At 58.6% G+C, this 14767-nt stretch carries 13 protein-coding genes; 9 read left to right on the top strand and 4 right to left on the bottom strand.

Annotated features, from left to right (window positions below; genetic code table 11):
- Positions 1-79: 79 nt before the first annotated feature.
- Entirely contained in the window at positions 80-2131 is a 2052-nt protein-coding gene (gene metG, locus ASC74_RS14550) for a methionine--tRNA ligase (RefSeq protein WP_046047100.1), read from the bottom strand.
- A 330-nt stretch (positions 2132-2461) separates the two neighbouring features.
- Between metG and apbC the strand changes: the two genes are divergently transcribed.
- Positions 2462-3556, top strand: a complete 1095-nt coding sequence (gene apbC, locus ASC74_RS14545; RefSeq protein ID WP_046047101.1) for an iron-sulfur cluster carrier protein ApbC — start codon at positions 2462-2464, stop codon at positions 3554-3556.
- A gap of 130 nt (positions 3557-3686) precedes the next feature.
- On the opposite strand, the gene ASC74_RS14540 is transcribed toward apbC, so the two are convergent.
- A complete protein-coding gene (locus tag ASC74_RS14540) occupies positions 3687-4445 on the bottom strand; it encodes an SDR family oxidoreductase (protein ID WP_056742006.1) in 759 nt (252 codons plus the stop codon).
- A gap of 165 nt (positions 4446-4610) precedes the next feature.
- Here ASC74_RS14540 and ASC74_RS14535 point away from each other — a divergent pair, with 165 nt between their 5' ends.
- The 4 genes from ASC74_RS14535 to groL all read left to right on the top strand — a co-directional run bounded on the left by ASC74_RS14535 (position 4611) and on the right by groL (position 8120).
- Entirely contained in the window at positions 4611-5342 is a 732-nt protein-coding gene (locus tag ASC74_RS14535; RefSeq protein WP_056742005.1) for a HugZ family pyridoxamine 5'-phosphate oxidase, read from the top strand.
- A 66-nt stretch (positions 5343-5408) separates the two neighbouring features.
- Positions 5409-5885, top strand: coding sequence for an FxsA family protein (locus tag ASC74_RS14530; protein WP_056742004.1), 477 nt, complete (start codon positions 5409-5411; stop codon positions 5883-5885).
- A gap of 248 nt (positions 5886-6133) precedes the next feature.
- Positions 6134-6427 carry a co-chaperone GroES gene (locus ASC74_RS14525; protein ID WP_008155545.1) on the top strand — a complete coding sequence of 98 codons (294 nt, stop codon included), beginning with the start codon at positions 6134-6136 and terminating at the stop codon, positions 6425-6427.
- Positions 6428-6476: 49 nt separating this feature from the next.
- Positions 6477-8120 carry a chaperonin GroEL gene (groL, locus tag ASC74_RS14520; RefSeq protein ID WP_008155543.1) on the top strand — a complete coding sequence of 548 codons (1644 nt, stop codon included), beginning with the start codon at positions 6477-6479 and terminating at the stop codon, positions 8118-8120.
- A 195-nt stretch (positions 8121-8315) separates the two neighbouring features.
- Here the strand turns inward: groL and ASC74_RS14515 are convergent, their stop codons facing one another.
- A complete protein-coding gene (locus ASC74_RS14515) occupies positions 8316-9059 on the bottom strand; it encodes a phosphatase PAP2 family protein (RefSeq protein WP_056742003.1) in 744 nt (247 codons plus the stop codon).
- 54 nt (positions 9060-9113) lie between these two features.
- Entirely contained in the window at positions 9114-11063 is a 1950-nt protein-coding gene (locus ASC74_RS14510) for an LTA synthase family protein (RefSeq protein ID WP_056742002.1), read from the bottom strand.
- 204 nt (positions 11064-11267) lie between these two features.
- Between ASC74_RS14510 and colR the strand changes: the two genes are divergently transcribed.
- The 4 genes from colR (at position 11268) to ASC74_RS14490 (ending at position 14767) form a co-directional block, all read left to right on the top strand.
- A complete protein-coding gene (colR, locus tag ASC74_RS14505) occupies positions 11268-11951 on the top strand; it encodes a two-component system response regulator ColR (RefSeq protein WP_008155536.1) in 684 nt (227 codons plus the stop codon).
- A complete protein-coding gene (locus ASC74_RS14500; RefSeq protein WP_056742001.1) occupies positions 11941-13218 on the top strand; it encodes a sensor histidine kinase in 1278 nt (425 codons plus the stop codon). The genes colR and ASC74_RS14500 overlap by 11 nt, the downstream gene beginning before the upstream one ends.
- Positions 13219-13380: 162 nt before the next feature.
- A complete protein-coding gene (locus tag ASC74_RS14495) occupies positions 13381-14049 on the top strand; it encodes a class I SAM-dependent methyltransferase (RefSeq protein WP_056742047.1) in 669 nt (222 codons plus the stop codon).
- A gap of 4 nt (positions 14050-14053) precedes the next feature.
- Positions 14054-14767 carry a lipopolysaccharide kinase InaA family protein gene (locus ASC74_RS14490; protein ID WP_056742000.1) on the top strand — a complete coding sequence of 238 codons (714 nt, stop codon included), beginning with the start codon at positions 14054-14056 and terminating at the stop codon, positions 14765-14767.

Here is a 14767-nt window from a genome sequence, read left to right as displayed (position 1 = left end):
CAAGGACGGAGGGTGGGCCAGACATGAAAATCCCACAGTCGCAGCAGGTACGACTGTGGGATCGGTTTACAGCAGAGCCTTACTTGATGCGCTGACCTGGCTTGGCGCCGCTGTCAGGGCTGAGCAGGTAGATTTCTTCACCGCCAGGGCCGGCCGCCATCACCATACCTTCGGAGATGCCGAACTTCATTTTCCGTGGCTTGAGGTTGGCGATCATCATGGTCAGACGACCATTGAGCTTGGACGGATCCGGATAAGCGCTCTTGATCCCGGAGAACACGTTGCGTTGCTCGTCACCGATGTCCAGGGTCAGGCGCAGCAGTTTGTCGGCACCTTCCACGTGTTCGGCCTTGAGAATCAGGGCGACGCGCAGGTCGACAGCGGCAAAGGCATCGAACTCGATTTCCGGCGACAGCGGATCCTTGGCCAGTTCGCCATTGCCGGCAGGTGCAGCGTCGCCGGTGTCGGTAGCGCTGGCGGTCAGGTCTTCTTTCGAGGCGTCGCTCATGGCTTGCACTTTTACCGGGTCGATACGGGTCATCAACGGTTTGAACTCGTTCAGCTGATGGTTGCTGAGCAAGGTGGCGTGGTCGTTCCAGGTCAGCGGCGCGACGTTCAGGAACGCCTCGGCATCGGCGGCCAGCAGCGGCAGCACCGGCTTGAGGAAGATCACCAACTGGCGGAACAGGTTGACGCCCAGGGCGCAGATGGCCTGGACTTCGTCTTGCTTGCCTTCCTGTTTGTTCAGCGACCACGGCGCCTTGTCGGCGATCCAGGCATTGGCACGGTCGGCCAGGCCCATGATCTCGCGCATGGCACGGGCGAAGTCGCGAGCCTCGTAGGCTTCGGCGATGCTCGGCGCTGCGGCCAGGAACGCTTCGGTCAGTTCCGGCGCGGCATTACCCGCCACCAATACACCGGCGTTGCCTTTGTGGATGAAACCGGCGCAACGGCTGGCAATGTTGACGACTTTGCCGACCAGGTCGGAGTTGACCTTCTGCACGAAGTCTTCGAGGTTCAGGTCCAGGTCATCGACGCCACGGCTCAACTTCGCCGCGTAGTAGTAGCGCAGGTATTCCGGCGACAGGTGGTCGAGATAGGTCCGGGCCTTGATGAAGGTGCCGCGGGACTTGGACATTTTCTGACCGTTGACGGTCAGGTAGCCGTGCACGTTGATGCCGGTCGGTTTACGGAAACCGGCGCCTTCGAGCATGGCTGGCCAGAACAGGGCGTGGAAGTTGACGATGTCCTTGCCGATGAAATGGTACAGCTCGGCGGTGGAATCCTTGCCCCAGAACGCGTCGAAATCAAGTGTAGGCGTGCGGTCGCAGAGGTTCTTGAAACTGGCCATGTAGCCGATCGGCGCGTCCAGCCAGACGTAGAAGTATTTGCCTGGCTCGTCAGGGATTTCGAAACCGAAGTACGGCGCATCGCGGGAGATGTCCCACTGTTGCAGGCCGGCGTCCAGCCATTCGGCGATCTTGTTCGCCACGGCTTCTTGCAGGGTGCCGCTGCGAGTCCAGGCTTGCAGCATTTCCTGGAAGTCCGGCAGCTTGAAGAAGAAGTGCTGGGAATCCTTGAGCACCGGAGTGGCGCCAGAGATCGCCGACTTCGGATCCTTCAGGTCGGTCGGCGCGTAGGTCGCACCGCATTTTTCGCAGTTGTCGCCGTACTGGTCTTCGGTGCCGCATTTCGGGCAGGTGCCCTTGATGAAGCGGTCGGCCAGGAACATTTTCTTTTCCGGGTCGAAGTACTGAGTGATCGAACGCTGGGCGATGTGCCCGGCGTCGCGCAGCTTCAGGTAGATCTGGCTCGACAGCTCACGGTTTTCTTCGGCGTGAGTGGAGTGGAAGTTGTCGAAGTCCACCAGGAACTCGGCAAAGTCGGCGCTGTGTTCAGCCTGGACGTTGGCGATCAGTTGTTCCGGGGTGATGCCTTCCTTTTCCGCGCGCAGCATGATGGCCGAACCGTGGGCGTCGTCGGCGCAGACATAAATGCATTGATTGCCGCGGTGCTTCTGGAAGCGCACCCACATATCGGTCTGGATGTATTCCAGCATGTGGCCAAGATGGATCGAACCATTGGCATAGGGCAGGGCGCTGGTGACGAGGATCTTGCGTGGCTCGGACATGGGGCTCGGCTACTTGATGAAACGGAGGTCGGCCACTATAAAGCGCCGGCGCATATTTTTCACCCCCGCGACCGGCACCTCGGACCTTTGTAGCAGCTGCCGAAGGCTGCGTTCGGCGGCGAAGCCGTCGCCAATCCGGACGCTCCAGACTACCTGAAACACCGCGCTGTCTGGTTTTACGACGGCTACGCCGCCGAACGCAGGCTTCGCCAGCTGCTACAGGTAGCATTCGACCATGGGTTATTTGTCACATCCTGAAAGCATGCCGTCCGGACTATAGAACGGGTACGATACCCGCCTGATTTTCCAGTCTTGCTATCGGAGTTGCCCATGAGCGCCGTCAATCGCGCAGCGGTGGAAGCCGTCCTTCGCCAATACACCGACCCTTATTTGAACCAGGACCCGGTCAGCGCCGGGTGCGTACGCGGCATCGACATCCAGGGTGATCGCGTCAGCGTCCAGCTGGAGCTGGGTTACGCCGCCGGTCTGTTCAAGAGTGGCTGGGCGCAGTTGCTGCAAATGGCCATTGAAGGGCTGGACGGCGTGACCATCGCCCGCGTCGAGATCACCAGTGTTATTGCCGCGCACAAGGCTCAAGCGCAGATCCCGGGTCTGGCCAACGTCAAGAACGTGGTGGCCGTGGCGTCCGGCAAGGGCGGTGTGGGCAAATCAACCACCGCCGCCAACCTGGCCCTGGCCCTGGCCCGCGAAGGCGCCAAGGTCGGGATTCTCGACGCGGATATTTACGGGCCGAGCCAGGGCATCATGTTCGGCATCCCTGAAGGCACCCGACCGAAGGTCAAGGATCAGAAGTGGTTTATTCCGATCGAGTCCCACGGTGTCGAAGTCATGTCCATGGCGTTCCTGACCGACGACAACACGCCGATGGTCTGGCGCGGGCCGATGGTTTCCGGCGCCTTGTTGCAACTCGTCACTCAGACAGCCTGGGGCGATCTGGATTACCTGGTCATCGACATGCCGCCAGGCACCGGCGACATCCAGCTGACCCTGGCGCAGAAAGTCCCGGTGGCCGGCGCGGTGATCGTTACCACGCCGCAAGATCTGGCATTGCTGGACGCACGCAAGGGCGTGGAGATGTTCCGCAAGGTCAACATCCCGGTGCTGGGCGTGGTGGAAAACATGGCCGTGCACATCTGCTCCAACTGCGGGCATGCCGAGCATCTGTTCGGTGAGGGCGGTGGTGTGAAGCTGGCCAACCAGTACGGCGTCGAGCTGCTGGCTTCGTTGCCGCTGGCGATGGCCATCCGCGAACAGGCCGATGGCGGCAAGCCAACGGTGATCGCCGAGCCTGACAGCCCGATTGCAATGGTTTACCAGGAACTGGCCCGCCATGTCGGCGCGCGAATCGTGTTGCAGGAAGCGGCGACACCGGCCATGCCGAACATCACCATCAGCGACGATTGATTCGCTGAAGAAATGCGATCCAATGTGGGAGCGGGCTTGCTCGCGAAAGCGGTGTGTCATTCAGCATTAATGTTGACTGATACACCGCTTTCGCGAGCAAGCCCGCTCCCACATTTGTTTTGTGTTGACCCTAGATCCGCAACCCGCCATCCAGCTCCATAATCCGACCGTTGTAGTAGTCGTTTTCGAAAATGTAGTTCGCTGAATGGGCGATCTCTTCAGGCGTGCCCATGCGCTTGAGTGGAATCGCGGACGTTATCTTCTCCAGCGCGTCAGGCTTCATGCTCAGCGTCATTTCGGTTTCGATAAAGCCCGGTGCAATGGCTGCCACACGAATACCGTAGCGTGCCAATTCCTTGGCCCAGGTCACGGTCATCGCGGCGACACCGGCCTTGGCGGCGGAATAGTTGCTCTGGCCGGCGTTGCCAGCACGGGAGATCGACGAGATATTAATGATCGCGCCGCTGTTGTTCAGCTCGATCATTTTGGCCGCGACTTCACGGGTACACAGGAAGACGCCGGTCAGGTTGACGTCGATGACCGACTGCCACTGGGCCAGGCTCATCTTGGTCATCTCGCCGTCCTTGACCTTGATGAGCAAGCCATCGCGCAGGATCCCGGCGTTGTTGATCAGGCCATGGATCGCGCCGAAGTCTTCGGCAACCTGGGCAACCATGTGCGTCACTTGATCTTCATTGGCGACATTGCACAGATAAGCGCGAGCCTCGACGCCTTTGGCCGTGCAAGCGGCGACGGCGTCGTCGAGCTTTTCCTGGTTCAGGTCCACCAGCGCCAGCTTCGCGCCTTTACCGGCGAAATACTCGGCCATGGAACGGCCTAAACCCTGGCAACCGCCCGTGATAATGATTACTTTGTCAGTGAGTTTCATTCGCATGCCCCAATAGCAGTCAGAGGAGTGGTTTCCTTTCAGAGAGTAGCCTCTCGATCTGCACCTGATGGCCTGGCTGCACATGAGAACTGCCCCGATGGCGCACTGGAACTTATCCCCGGCGCCTGTCCGTTTTTTTGACGGATTCTAATAAGGAGTCATAAATTGAGCGTTGAAGCAGCCAAGAATGCCCGAGAATTGCTTCTCAAGGAATACCGTGGAGTGCTCTCGACACACTCCAAGGCGATGCCCGGTTTCCCGTTTGGCTCCGTGGTTCCGTACTGTCTGGATGAACAGGGCCGGCCGCTGATCCTTATCAGCCGCATCGCCCAGCACACGCATAACCTGCAGAAGGATCCAAAATGCTCGCTGTTTGTGGGCGAGCGCGGGGCTGAAGATGTGCAAGCCGTTGGTCGCCTGACCTACCTCGCCGAAGCGGAAAAGCTCGAGGACGAGGCCGCCATCGAAGCGGCGGCTGAGCGTTACTACCGCTATTTCCCGGATTCGCAGAGCTACCACAAGGCTCACGATTTCGATTTCTGGGTGCTCAAACCGGTACGTCACCGCTACATCGGCGGCTTCGGTGCGATTCACTGGGTCGATCAGTTAACGCTGGCCAACCCGTTTGCCGGTAAGGCCGAAGCGAGCATGGTCGAGCACATGAATGCCGATCACGCCAAAGCCATCGCCCACTACGTCGAACTGGCGGGCCTGCCGAAAACCGAGCCGGCGCAACTGGCGGGTATCGACACCGAAGGCATGCACCTGCGCATTGGTCAGGGGCTCTATTGGTTGCCGTTTCAAGCGCCGTGTAATACGCCGACACAAGTGCGCGAAGCCTTGGTTTTCCTGGCTCACGCCGAACATTGGCCGAAAAATGAAGTGGCCGACGCTTGAATTCACGAATCGGCGACGTCATCTAGGGAAGACTGGCAAGGCATTCTTGCGTTGAGGAACCATTTGATGCGCCCTTTTTTATTGCTCTTTGTACTGTTTCCGGTGTTGGAGCTGTTCGTATTCGTCAAGGTCAGCGGGGCGATCGGGTTTTTCCCGGCCCTGCTGCTGGTCATTCTCGGCTCGATGCTCGGCGTGTTCGTGCTGCGTATCGCTGGTCTGGCAACCGCATTGCGTGCTCGTGAAAGCCTGAACCGCGGCGAGTTGCCGGCCCAGACCATGCTCGAAGGCTTGATGCTGGCGCTGGCGGGTGGCCTGTTGATCCTGCCGGGCTTCGTCACTGACGTGCTGGGTCTGATCATGTTGCTGCCGATCTCTCGTCGACTGATGGCCAATAAAATGCGCCAGCGTGCCGAAGAGGCGGCAATCCGTCAGCGTGCATTCGCCGACGACCTTCAGCCTCGTGGCGGTCCTGCTCCGCGCCAGCCGCTGGGCCGCGAGCCCAACGTGATCGAAGGCGAATTCGAACACCGCGATACCAAGTAATCCGCACCACCGGCACGGCACCTTCGGGTGCCGTGTTCGTTTGTGGGGCAGCAACCTGAAAAAATTTGCTTCCTCGCCCTTGTAATAAGCTTATGCGCCCTTATGTAACGGTCACCGCAAGGTTTCTGGCGATTGCGCCAGACAGACTTCCGCGGTTCGCTCGACGAACCGCACCCGGCACCGCCGGATTTGTTAAACCCGCCGGGAATACACCGGCCGATGAAAACCACAATTAGGAGAGATCGACAATGAAGCTTCGTCCTCTGCATGACCGCGTCGTCGTCCGTCGCAGCGAAGAAGAAAAGAAAACCGCTGGCGGTATCGTCCTGCCAGGTTCGGCTGCTGAAAAGCCAAACCAGGGTGAAGTTCTCGCCGTAGGTCCAGGCAAAGCACTGGAAAACGGTGAAGTGCGTGCACTGGCTGTGAAAGTGGGTGACAAGGTTGTGTTCGGCCCGTACTCCGGCAGCAACACCGTGAAAGTCGACGGCGAAGACCTGCTGGTAATTGGCGAGAGCGAAATCCTCGCCGTTATCGAAGGCTGATTCCCCGCTCATTTTCCCGCTACTACAAAGTATTTAAGGAATATCGATCATGGCTGCTAAAGAAGTTAAATTCGGCGATTCCGCCCGCAAGAAAATGCTCGCCGGTGTCAACGTCCTGGCTGACGCAGTAAAAGCGACCCTGGGCCCTAAAGGCCGTAACGTGATCATCGAGAAGAGCTTCGGCGCTCCGACCATCACCAAGGACGGCGTGTCCGTTGCCAAAGAAATCGAGCTGAAAGATCGCTTCGAAAACATGGGCGCGCAGCTGGTCAAAGACGTTGCCTCCCGTGCCAACGATGACGCAGGCGACGGCACCACCACCGCTACCGTTCTGGCTCAATCGATCGTCAACGAAGGCCTGAAAGCCGTCGCTGCCGGCATGAACCCGATGGACCTGAAGCGCGGTATCGACAAAGCGACCATCGCAATCGTCAAAGAGCTGAAAGCCCTGTCCAAGCCTTGCGCTGACACCAAGGCCATCGCTCAGGTCGGCACCATCTCGGCCAACTCCGACAGCTCCATCGGCGACATCATTGCCGAAGCCATGGAAAAAGTCGGTAAAGAAGGCGTGATTACCGTTGAAGAAGGCTCGGGCCTGGAAAACGAACTGTCGGTTGTTGAAGGCATGCAGTTCGACCGTGGCTACCTGTCCCCGTACTTCGTCAACAAGCCAGAGACCATGACTGCCGAGCTGGACGGTCCGCTGATCCTGCTGGTCGACAAAAAGATCTCGAACATCCGCGAAATGCTGCCAGTACTGGAAGCCGTTGCCAAAGCCGGCCGTCCACTGCTGATCGTGGCCGAAGACGTTGAAGGCGAAGCCCTGGCGACTCTGGTTGTGAACAACATGCGTGGCATCGTTAAAGTCGCAGCCGTCAAGGCTCCAGGCTTCGGCGACCGTCGCAAGGCCATGCTGCAGGACATCGCTGTTCTGACTGGCGGTACCGTTATCTCCGAAGAGATCGGTCTGAGCCTGGAAAGCACTACCCTGGAACACCTGGGTAATGCCAAGCGCGTGATCCTGTCCAAAGAAAACACCACCGTGATCGACGGCGCCGGCGTTGAGGCTGACATCCAGGCTCGCGTTCTGCAGATCCGTCAGCAAGTGGCCGACACTTCGTCCGACTACGACCGTGAAAAACTGCAAGAGCGTCTGGCCAAACTGTCCGGCGGCGTTGCAGTGATCAAGGTTGGCGCTGGTTCCGAAGTTGAAATGAAAGAGAAGAAAGCCCGCGTTGAAGACGCCCTGCACGCTACCCGTGCAGCCGTTGAAGAAGGCGTGGTACCTGGCGGCGGCGTGGCACTGGTTCGCGCTCTGCAGGCAATCTCCGAGCTGAAAGGCGACAACGATGACCAGAACGTTGGCATCCAGTTGCTGCGTCGCGCTGTTGAAGCGCCACTGCGTCAGATCGTTGCCAACTCCGGTGACGAGCCAAGCGTAGTGGTCGACAAGGTCAAGCAGGGTTCGGGTAACTACGGTTACAACGCTGCTACCGGCGAATACGGCGACATGATCGAAATGGGTATCCTGGACCCGGCCAAAGTGACTCGTTCGGCTCTGCAAGCGGCTTCGTCGATTGCCAGCCTGATGATCACCACCGAAGCCATGATCGCTGAGATCAAGGAAGACGGTCCAGCTGGCGGCGGCATGCCAGACATGGGCGGTATGGGCGGCATGGGCGGCATGATGTAAGCCAGCCTTACCCCTGTACTAAAAAACCCCGCCTGCGATAAGCAGGCGGGGTTTTTTATTGCCCGGAGTTTTGATAGTCACATCAGTCAAATGTGGGAGCGGGCTTGCTCGCGAAGGCGGTAGATCAGTCAACTTATGTGTTGAATGAAACACCGCTTTCGCGAGCAAGCCCGCTCCCACATTTGGATCTGTGTATCAGGCGCTGACCGGTTCTGCCTTGGCCTCTCGCTCAGCCTTCGAGGCCGGGCGATAAAGGATGTAGTAATACGCCCCCAGACAAATCAGCCAGCAGAAAATCGCCGTCCACACGTTGTGCGAAAAGAAGTGAGCCCCTTGCATCATCCGGCCGATGGAAAACACCGTGCCCAACGCGAAAGCGAACACAAACGCCTTGCGCGCCAGACGCGGACGACGGTCGCGCAGAACAAAGAACAGCGCAAACAGTGTGAAACCGGTCGCCGCATGACCGCCGGGCCAGCAACGGCCCGGTTTATCGGTGTGCGGGCGAGGGCTGAGCAGTTCGCTATAGGTTTCGTGACCACCGAATTGCTCCAGACTCCACGGGCATTGAACGGCCGTCACCGCTTTGACTGGCGTAACAAAGGAGGTTGCCAGCGCCAGAGACAGCACCAGGCAGCCCAATTCCCGTTTGATCGGTTTGAGACTGTCCATGAAAAAGGAGGCGATGAAACCGAAGATGGACAACACCGAGAAGGCGATGACCACTTGCTTGGCGCGGTCATGCAGGATGTCTTCCAGGAAGTAACTGTGCCGCCCGATGAAATCACCCGCGACCGGGTCATAGAGCAGCTTGGCAAGGTCCATGTCCAGGGACGTCAATTCGAGCAGCATCAGAGTGATCGCTGCGATGGCGGGAACGCCCAGGCACACCCAGAAATTGAGCGGGCGGGAGGCGGGGCGGACAGCAATTGATGGCATGTTGGATCCTGAACAAAGGAAAAGCCCCGGGGCATCAAGCCCGGGGCGATTCGATTAATGTGCGCTGACTTGGCCAGTGCCCTCCATGGGCGCCTTCCAGCCAAGTAGCTGTTGTTTGAAGCCATAACTGGCGGTTTGGTAATAGGTGATAGCACGGACAATCAACGGATCGCTGGCGGTGGCCCGGGACTCGCGGCTCTCGGTCAATGCTTCATCATGGCGCCGCAGCCCTTGGCGAGGGCTCAGGATCGCCAAATCCTTGCCGTCGAACAAGCCCAAATGCTGGTAATTGCCAACGACCACGCGGGGCGGCAGTGGATTGTCCTGCAGCAAGTTGCGGCCGAAGAAGGTCGATTGATAATCCAGGTTCAGCAAACCCAGCAAGGTCGGCGCCAGGTCGATCTGGCTGGCCAGTTGCGCGGTTTCCCGTGCATCGATCAGCTTCGGTGCATAGATGAACAGCGGAATCTGATAGTTTTTGATCGGCAAGTCTTCCATGCCGGCGCTGCCGGCCGTGTGGTCGGCGACGAAGACGAAGATTGTATTGTCAAACCACGGCTTTTGGCGCGCCTGATCGAGGAACTGACCAATGGCATAGTCGGTGTACTTCACTGCACCGTCGCGACCGTTGCCGGATTTGATGTCGATCCGGTTGTCCGGGTAGGTGTAAGGGCGATGGTTGGAGGTGGTCATCAGTTGCAGCAGAAACGGCTGCTGTTTTGCGTAGTCAGCGTCGGCCAGTTTGAGGGTCTGCTTGTAGAGATCTTCGTCAGCCATGCCCCAGGCATTTTTGAAGTTGATCTCTGATTCATCGACGCTGCTCTGGTCCACCACACGGTAACCGTTGCCACTGAAGAACGCGTTCATATTGTCGAAGTAACCGCGTCCGCCATAGACGAACACGCTGTCGTAACCCACGGCGCTGAGTTGCTGGCCGAGGCTGGCGAAACCGCTTTCACGCCCTACACGCTTGACGATCGAACGCCCTGGGGTTGGCGGGATCGCCAGGGTAATGGCCTCAAGGCCGCGATCGGTGCGGGTGCCGGTTGCATAGAAGTTGTTGAAGTACAGGCTCTGCTTGCGCAAGGCATCGAGGTTGGGTGTCAGGTTGCGCTCGTCGCCGTTACTGCCCATGTACTTGGCGCTGAAGCTTTCAATCGTCACCAGTACAATGTTGGGTTTGCGCACAGTGCCCGGGTTGTCGATCATCCGGCGAATGTCCTGCGGATCCTCGCCGATGAAACGTGCGTTGGGTTCGCTCAGTTCGGCACGAATCTGCTGTGCAACGATTGCCGGCGGCAGGCTGCTATAGAACTGCGGGTAATCCAGTTCGTTGTTACGGAATGCTGCAAAAAACTGATAGGGCCCATTGCTCGCCAGTTCGTTTTGATAGGCATTACCGCCCTGGGCGCGCGGCGAATCCTGGCTGAGCAGTTGCAAGCTCAGCCCCGCGACGATCAACAGGGCCAGCGCATTCAGCAGGCGCCCGCGCAGTGGCGGCAACGGTGCGTCCAGCGCGGCATTGAAAGGTTTGCGCAACGCAAAGCTCAAGGCGACGGCCAACACGGCAAGGATGCTCAGCAGCGTACCGATTGGATAAGACTCCAACAGGTTGTTCAACACCTCATCGGAATACACCAGGTAATCGACGGCGATGAAGTTGAAGCGCACACCGAACTCATCCCAGAACAGCCACTCGGCTACCGCGGTGAACAACATGGCGAACAGGCTGACGGTCAGCAGTCCCTGAAGGAACCAGCGATGGCCGCGGCGGCGCCATAAGGCCGGTGGGCAGAGCAGCAAGTAGAGACCCATCGGCATTGCTGCATAGGCAATGAAGCCCAGGTCGTAGAGCAGGCCGATGCCAAACACCGACAGAAATCCGCTACCGGCCTCATCCAGGTGGGTGAGCAGCAAAACCATCCGGGTCAGCAAGAAAATGACCAGCCAAGTGCCGGTCACGAGCAAGAGAAAGCGCATTGGCGCGGTCTTGAAGAGGTCCATTGTGTGTACATTCCTTAACAACAATTGCGTGGGATTCTCGCGCGTCCACTGTAGTCGGCTTGTGAATCGATAGTGAAAAACGTGTTAACTCTATCATTTGGTTGAGCGGATTGATTCCAGGCACCGTAACCCTAGCCCTCAGCCACGCTTGGCCTTAAGCTGCGCGGGCCAAGACGGCCGTTACTGTGTACGCAGGAGATACCCATGCGAATTCTATTGGTTGAAGACAACCGCGATATCCTGGCCAATCTGGCCGATTACCTGGGGCTCAAGGGTTACACCGTGGATTGCGCGCAGGACGGTTTGTCAGGCTTGCACCTGGCGGCCACCGAGCATTACGACTTGATCGTGCTCGACATCATGTTGCCTGGCATCGACGGTTACACCCTGTGCAAACGCCTGCGCGAAGACGCGCGCCGCGACACGCCGGTGATCATGCTCACCGCCCGCGATCAATTGGACGACCGGCTGCAAGGTTTCAAATCCGGCGCCGATGATTACCTGATCAAACCCTTTGCCCTGTCTGAATTGGCGGCGCGCATCGAGGCGGTCATGCGTCGCACCCAGGGTGGCGGTCGCCGTACTTTGCAGGTCGGCGATCTGAACTACGACCTCGACACCCTGGAAGTGACCCGCGAGGGGCGACTGCTGAAGCTCAACCCGGTGGGCCTGAAGTTGCTCGCCGTGCTGATGCAGAAAAGTCCGCACGTACTGCGCCGCGAAATTCTCGAAGAGGCGCTGTGGGGGGATGACTGTCCGGACAGCGACAGCCTGCGCAGCCACGTCCATCAATTGCGTCAAGTGATCGACAAGCCGTTCGCCAAACCGTTGCTGCAAACCGTGCACGGTGTGGGTTATCGCTTGGCCGAGGGGCGTGATGGAGTTTAAACAGAGCCTTGCTCAGCGGATCATCATCGCCTTTGCGCTGATGAGCGCACTGGTCGCGGGAGCCTTTGCCATGGGCATTGTGGCGACTGTGCACCTGGTGGAAGAAAAACTGATTTCGGCAGGTCTGGGGGGCGATTTACAACGGCTGTTGCTGATGGACAGTGTCACGGACTGGAGCCATCGTCCCGAGCCGGACCAGCTGTTCTATTTCAGTGGCGGGCCGGGTGATTTTCAGTTGCCCAAGGATTTACGCCATCTGCCGCCGGGTTTTCACGAAGTGTTTCGCGAACAGCTGTCGTATCACGCGATGGTCGAAGTCGTCGACGGCCGGCGTTATGTGCTGTTACAGGATCAGAGCGATTTCGAAGAGCGTGAACGGGTGCTGTTTGCCGTGGTGCTGGTGGGCTTCGTCCTGAGTCTGGCATTGGCGGTGTTTCTTGGCTGGATACTGGCGCGCAAAGTGATGGCGCCCGTGGTGCGACTGGCTCGCCAGGTCCGTCACCGTGATCAATTGTTAGGTCTGGCGCCACCGCTGGCGCCGGATTACGCCGCTGATGAGGTGGGCGAGTTGGCTGTGGCCTTCGACGCCACCCTCGGGCGCTTGCGCCAGGCGTTGACCCGCGAACGGTTATTCACCAGTGACGTCAGCCACGAACTGCGCACGCCATTGATGGTGCTCGCCAGTTCCTGCGAGCTGTTGCTGGAAAACCCCGGCATCGATCAGCGTGGACGTGCTCAGGTCCAGCGAATCGCCCGGGCCTGTGAAGAGATGCGCGAGCTGGTGCAAACCTTCCTGATGTTGGCCCGCGCACAACGTGAAGACGCCAGCATGTCGCCCCAGCAGACTCTGAACCAGGTCGCTGATGGACTGCTCAATCTGTGGCGCGAGCCGATCGAGTCCAAGGGACTGACGCTGATCTTTGAACCGGGCAATCCGGCCAACACTTGCTACAACGCAACCCTTCTGCACGCGGTCATGGGCAACCTGCTGCGTAATGCGCTGCATTACACCGAGCGCGGGTTCATCCGCCTGACGCTGACGGCCACCGGTTTCATCGTCGAAGACAGTGGCGTGGGCATTCCCGAGGAAAAACGCGAGGCGATGTTCGAGCCGTTTGTGCGGGGCAGTGAGAAACGCGGTGAAGGCCTGGGGCTGGGGCTGTCGCTGGTGCAACGGATCTGTGAAAACCAGGGTTGGAGCGTCAGCCTGACGAACATGGAACCCAACGGCTGTCGCTTTCAGGTGGAGTTGTCAACGAGTAACTGATCGCCTTATTGAAACGCATTAACCCCGTGCAATTGTTTTCGTCCCGTAAATCCTCGAAATGATTTGGGGTTTTACATGACGTTTTTTTCACAGCGGCATGACCTGACGCTGACACGGCGCGACCTATCGTGGGAGCCATCAGCAGCTCAGGAAACCTTGATGATGGACGGCCCGATCAAACTGGATTTTTCCGAAAAATACGACGATCAACACGCTCAACGATACCTGCGCAAACACCAGGATGGCTTTGGCCGTCGCCTGTCCCACTGGCGTGACGAGCAACTGGCGCGCAAGGCGTTGGCACTGGCCGGTGAGCCGGGGCTGATCCTCGATTTGCCCTGCGGTGCGGGGCGTTTCTGGCCATTGCTGGCGGAAAAAACCAATCGAGCCATCATCGGGGCCGACAACTCTGAATCAATGCTGAAGATTGCCATGCAGGCGCAACCTGCCGAGGTGGTGAAACGGGTACAACCCTTGCACACTTCTGCATTCGACATTGCTTTGCCTGATAACGCCGTCGACAGCATTTTCTGCATGCGTTTGCTCCATCACATCGGTGAAGCCGAGCATCGACGGGCTATTTTGCGCGAGTTCGAGCGAGTCACTCGCGACAGCGTGATCCTTTCCTTGTGGGTGGATGGCAATTTCAAAGCGTGGAAACGCAAGCGCCTTGAGAGAACCCGTGGGCATGTAGGTTACCAAAATCGATTTGTGTTACCGGCTGCTACGGTTGAAAAGGAATTCGAGCAAGCGGGTTTTCATATTCAGGAACAACTGGACTTTTTACCGCTCTATGCCATGTGGCGGGTCTACGTATTACGCAAGAGGTAACAGAATGGCAGTGCAATGTGCAGCAGAAACGGAAGTCGCTCCCCAGGACCGCTTCGATTATTTTTGGAATCAGCGCGGTGAATGGGTAGAAGAACCCAACGCCCGTCGCGGTGGAGAAAGCGGCGTGCAGCGCGTCGTGAGCGGCAATGGACAGCTGCTGTACGTTAAACGTCAATCCGGGCATATCCATCGCAGCTTGCTGCACCCGTTCGGTCGACCGACGGTGTTGCGCGAGCGCGATGCGCTCATCGGCCTGAACCTGCTCGACGTTTGCGTTCCGGAAATCGTTTTCTGCGGTGCACAGCGCGATCCGGTGCATAAATGGCGCGCATTGCTGATCACCAAGGCGCTGGACGGCTTCGAGGAAATCGATCACTGGTACGCTGGCGGCGGTCGCGAGCATCACGGTGAGGCTGTGCATGATCGAGTGTTGAAGGAGCTGGCCGAGAACCTGGCCCGGATGCACAAGGGCCGCTGGCAGCACAGCTGCCTTTATGCCAAGCACGTATTCGTGCGCGTCACCGGCGAAGGCGAGGCTGCCAAGGTTGAAGTGGCCTTGATCGATCTGGAGAAATGCCGGCAGCGTTTGACCGCTCGGCAGGCGGCTACTCATGACATGAAGCAACTGCGTCGCCACTCGTCGTTCAGCACGACGGACTGGCAAAAACTCGTCTACTTTTATAAGACGGCGTTTGGCAGCGCTATCAAGGGTTTATAG

This window comes from Pseudomonas sp. Root329, assembly GCF_001424925.1.
GTDB classification, from domain to species: Bacteria; Pseudomonadota; Gammaproteobacteria; order Pseudomonadales; family Pseudomonadaceae; genus Aquipseudomonas; species Aquipseudomonas arabinosi.
Note: the sequence above shows the minus strand (reverse complement) of the source record. Positions and strands in the feature narration are given on the sequence as shown.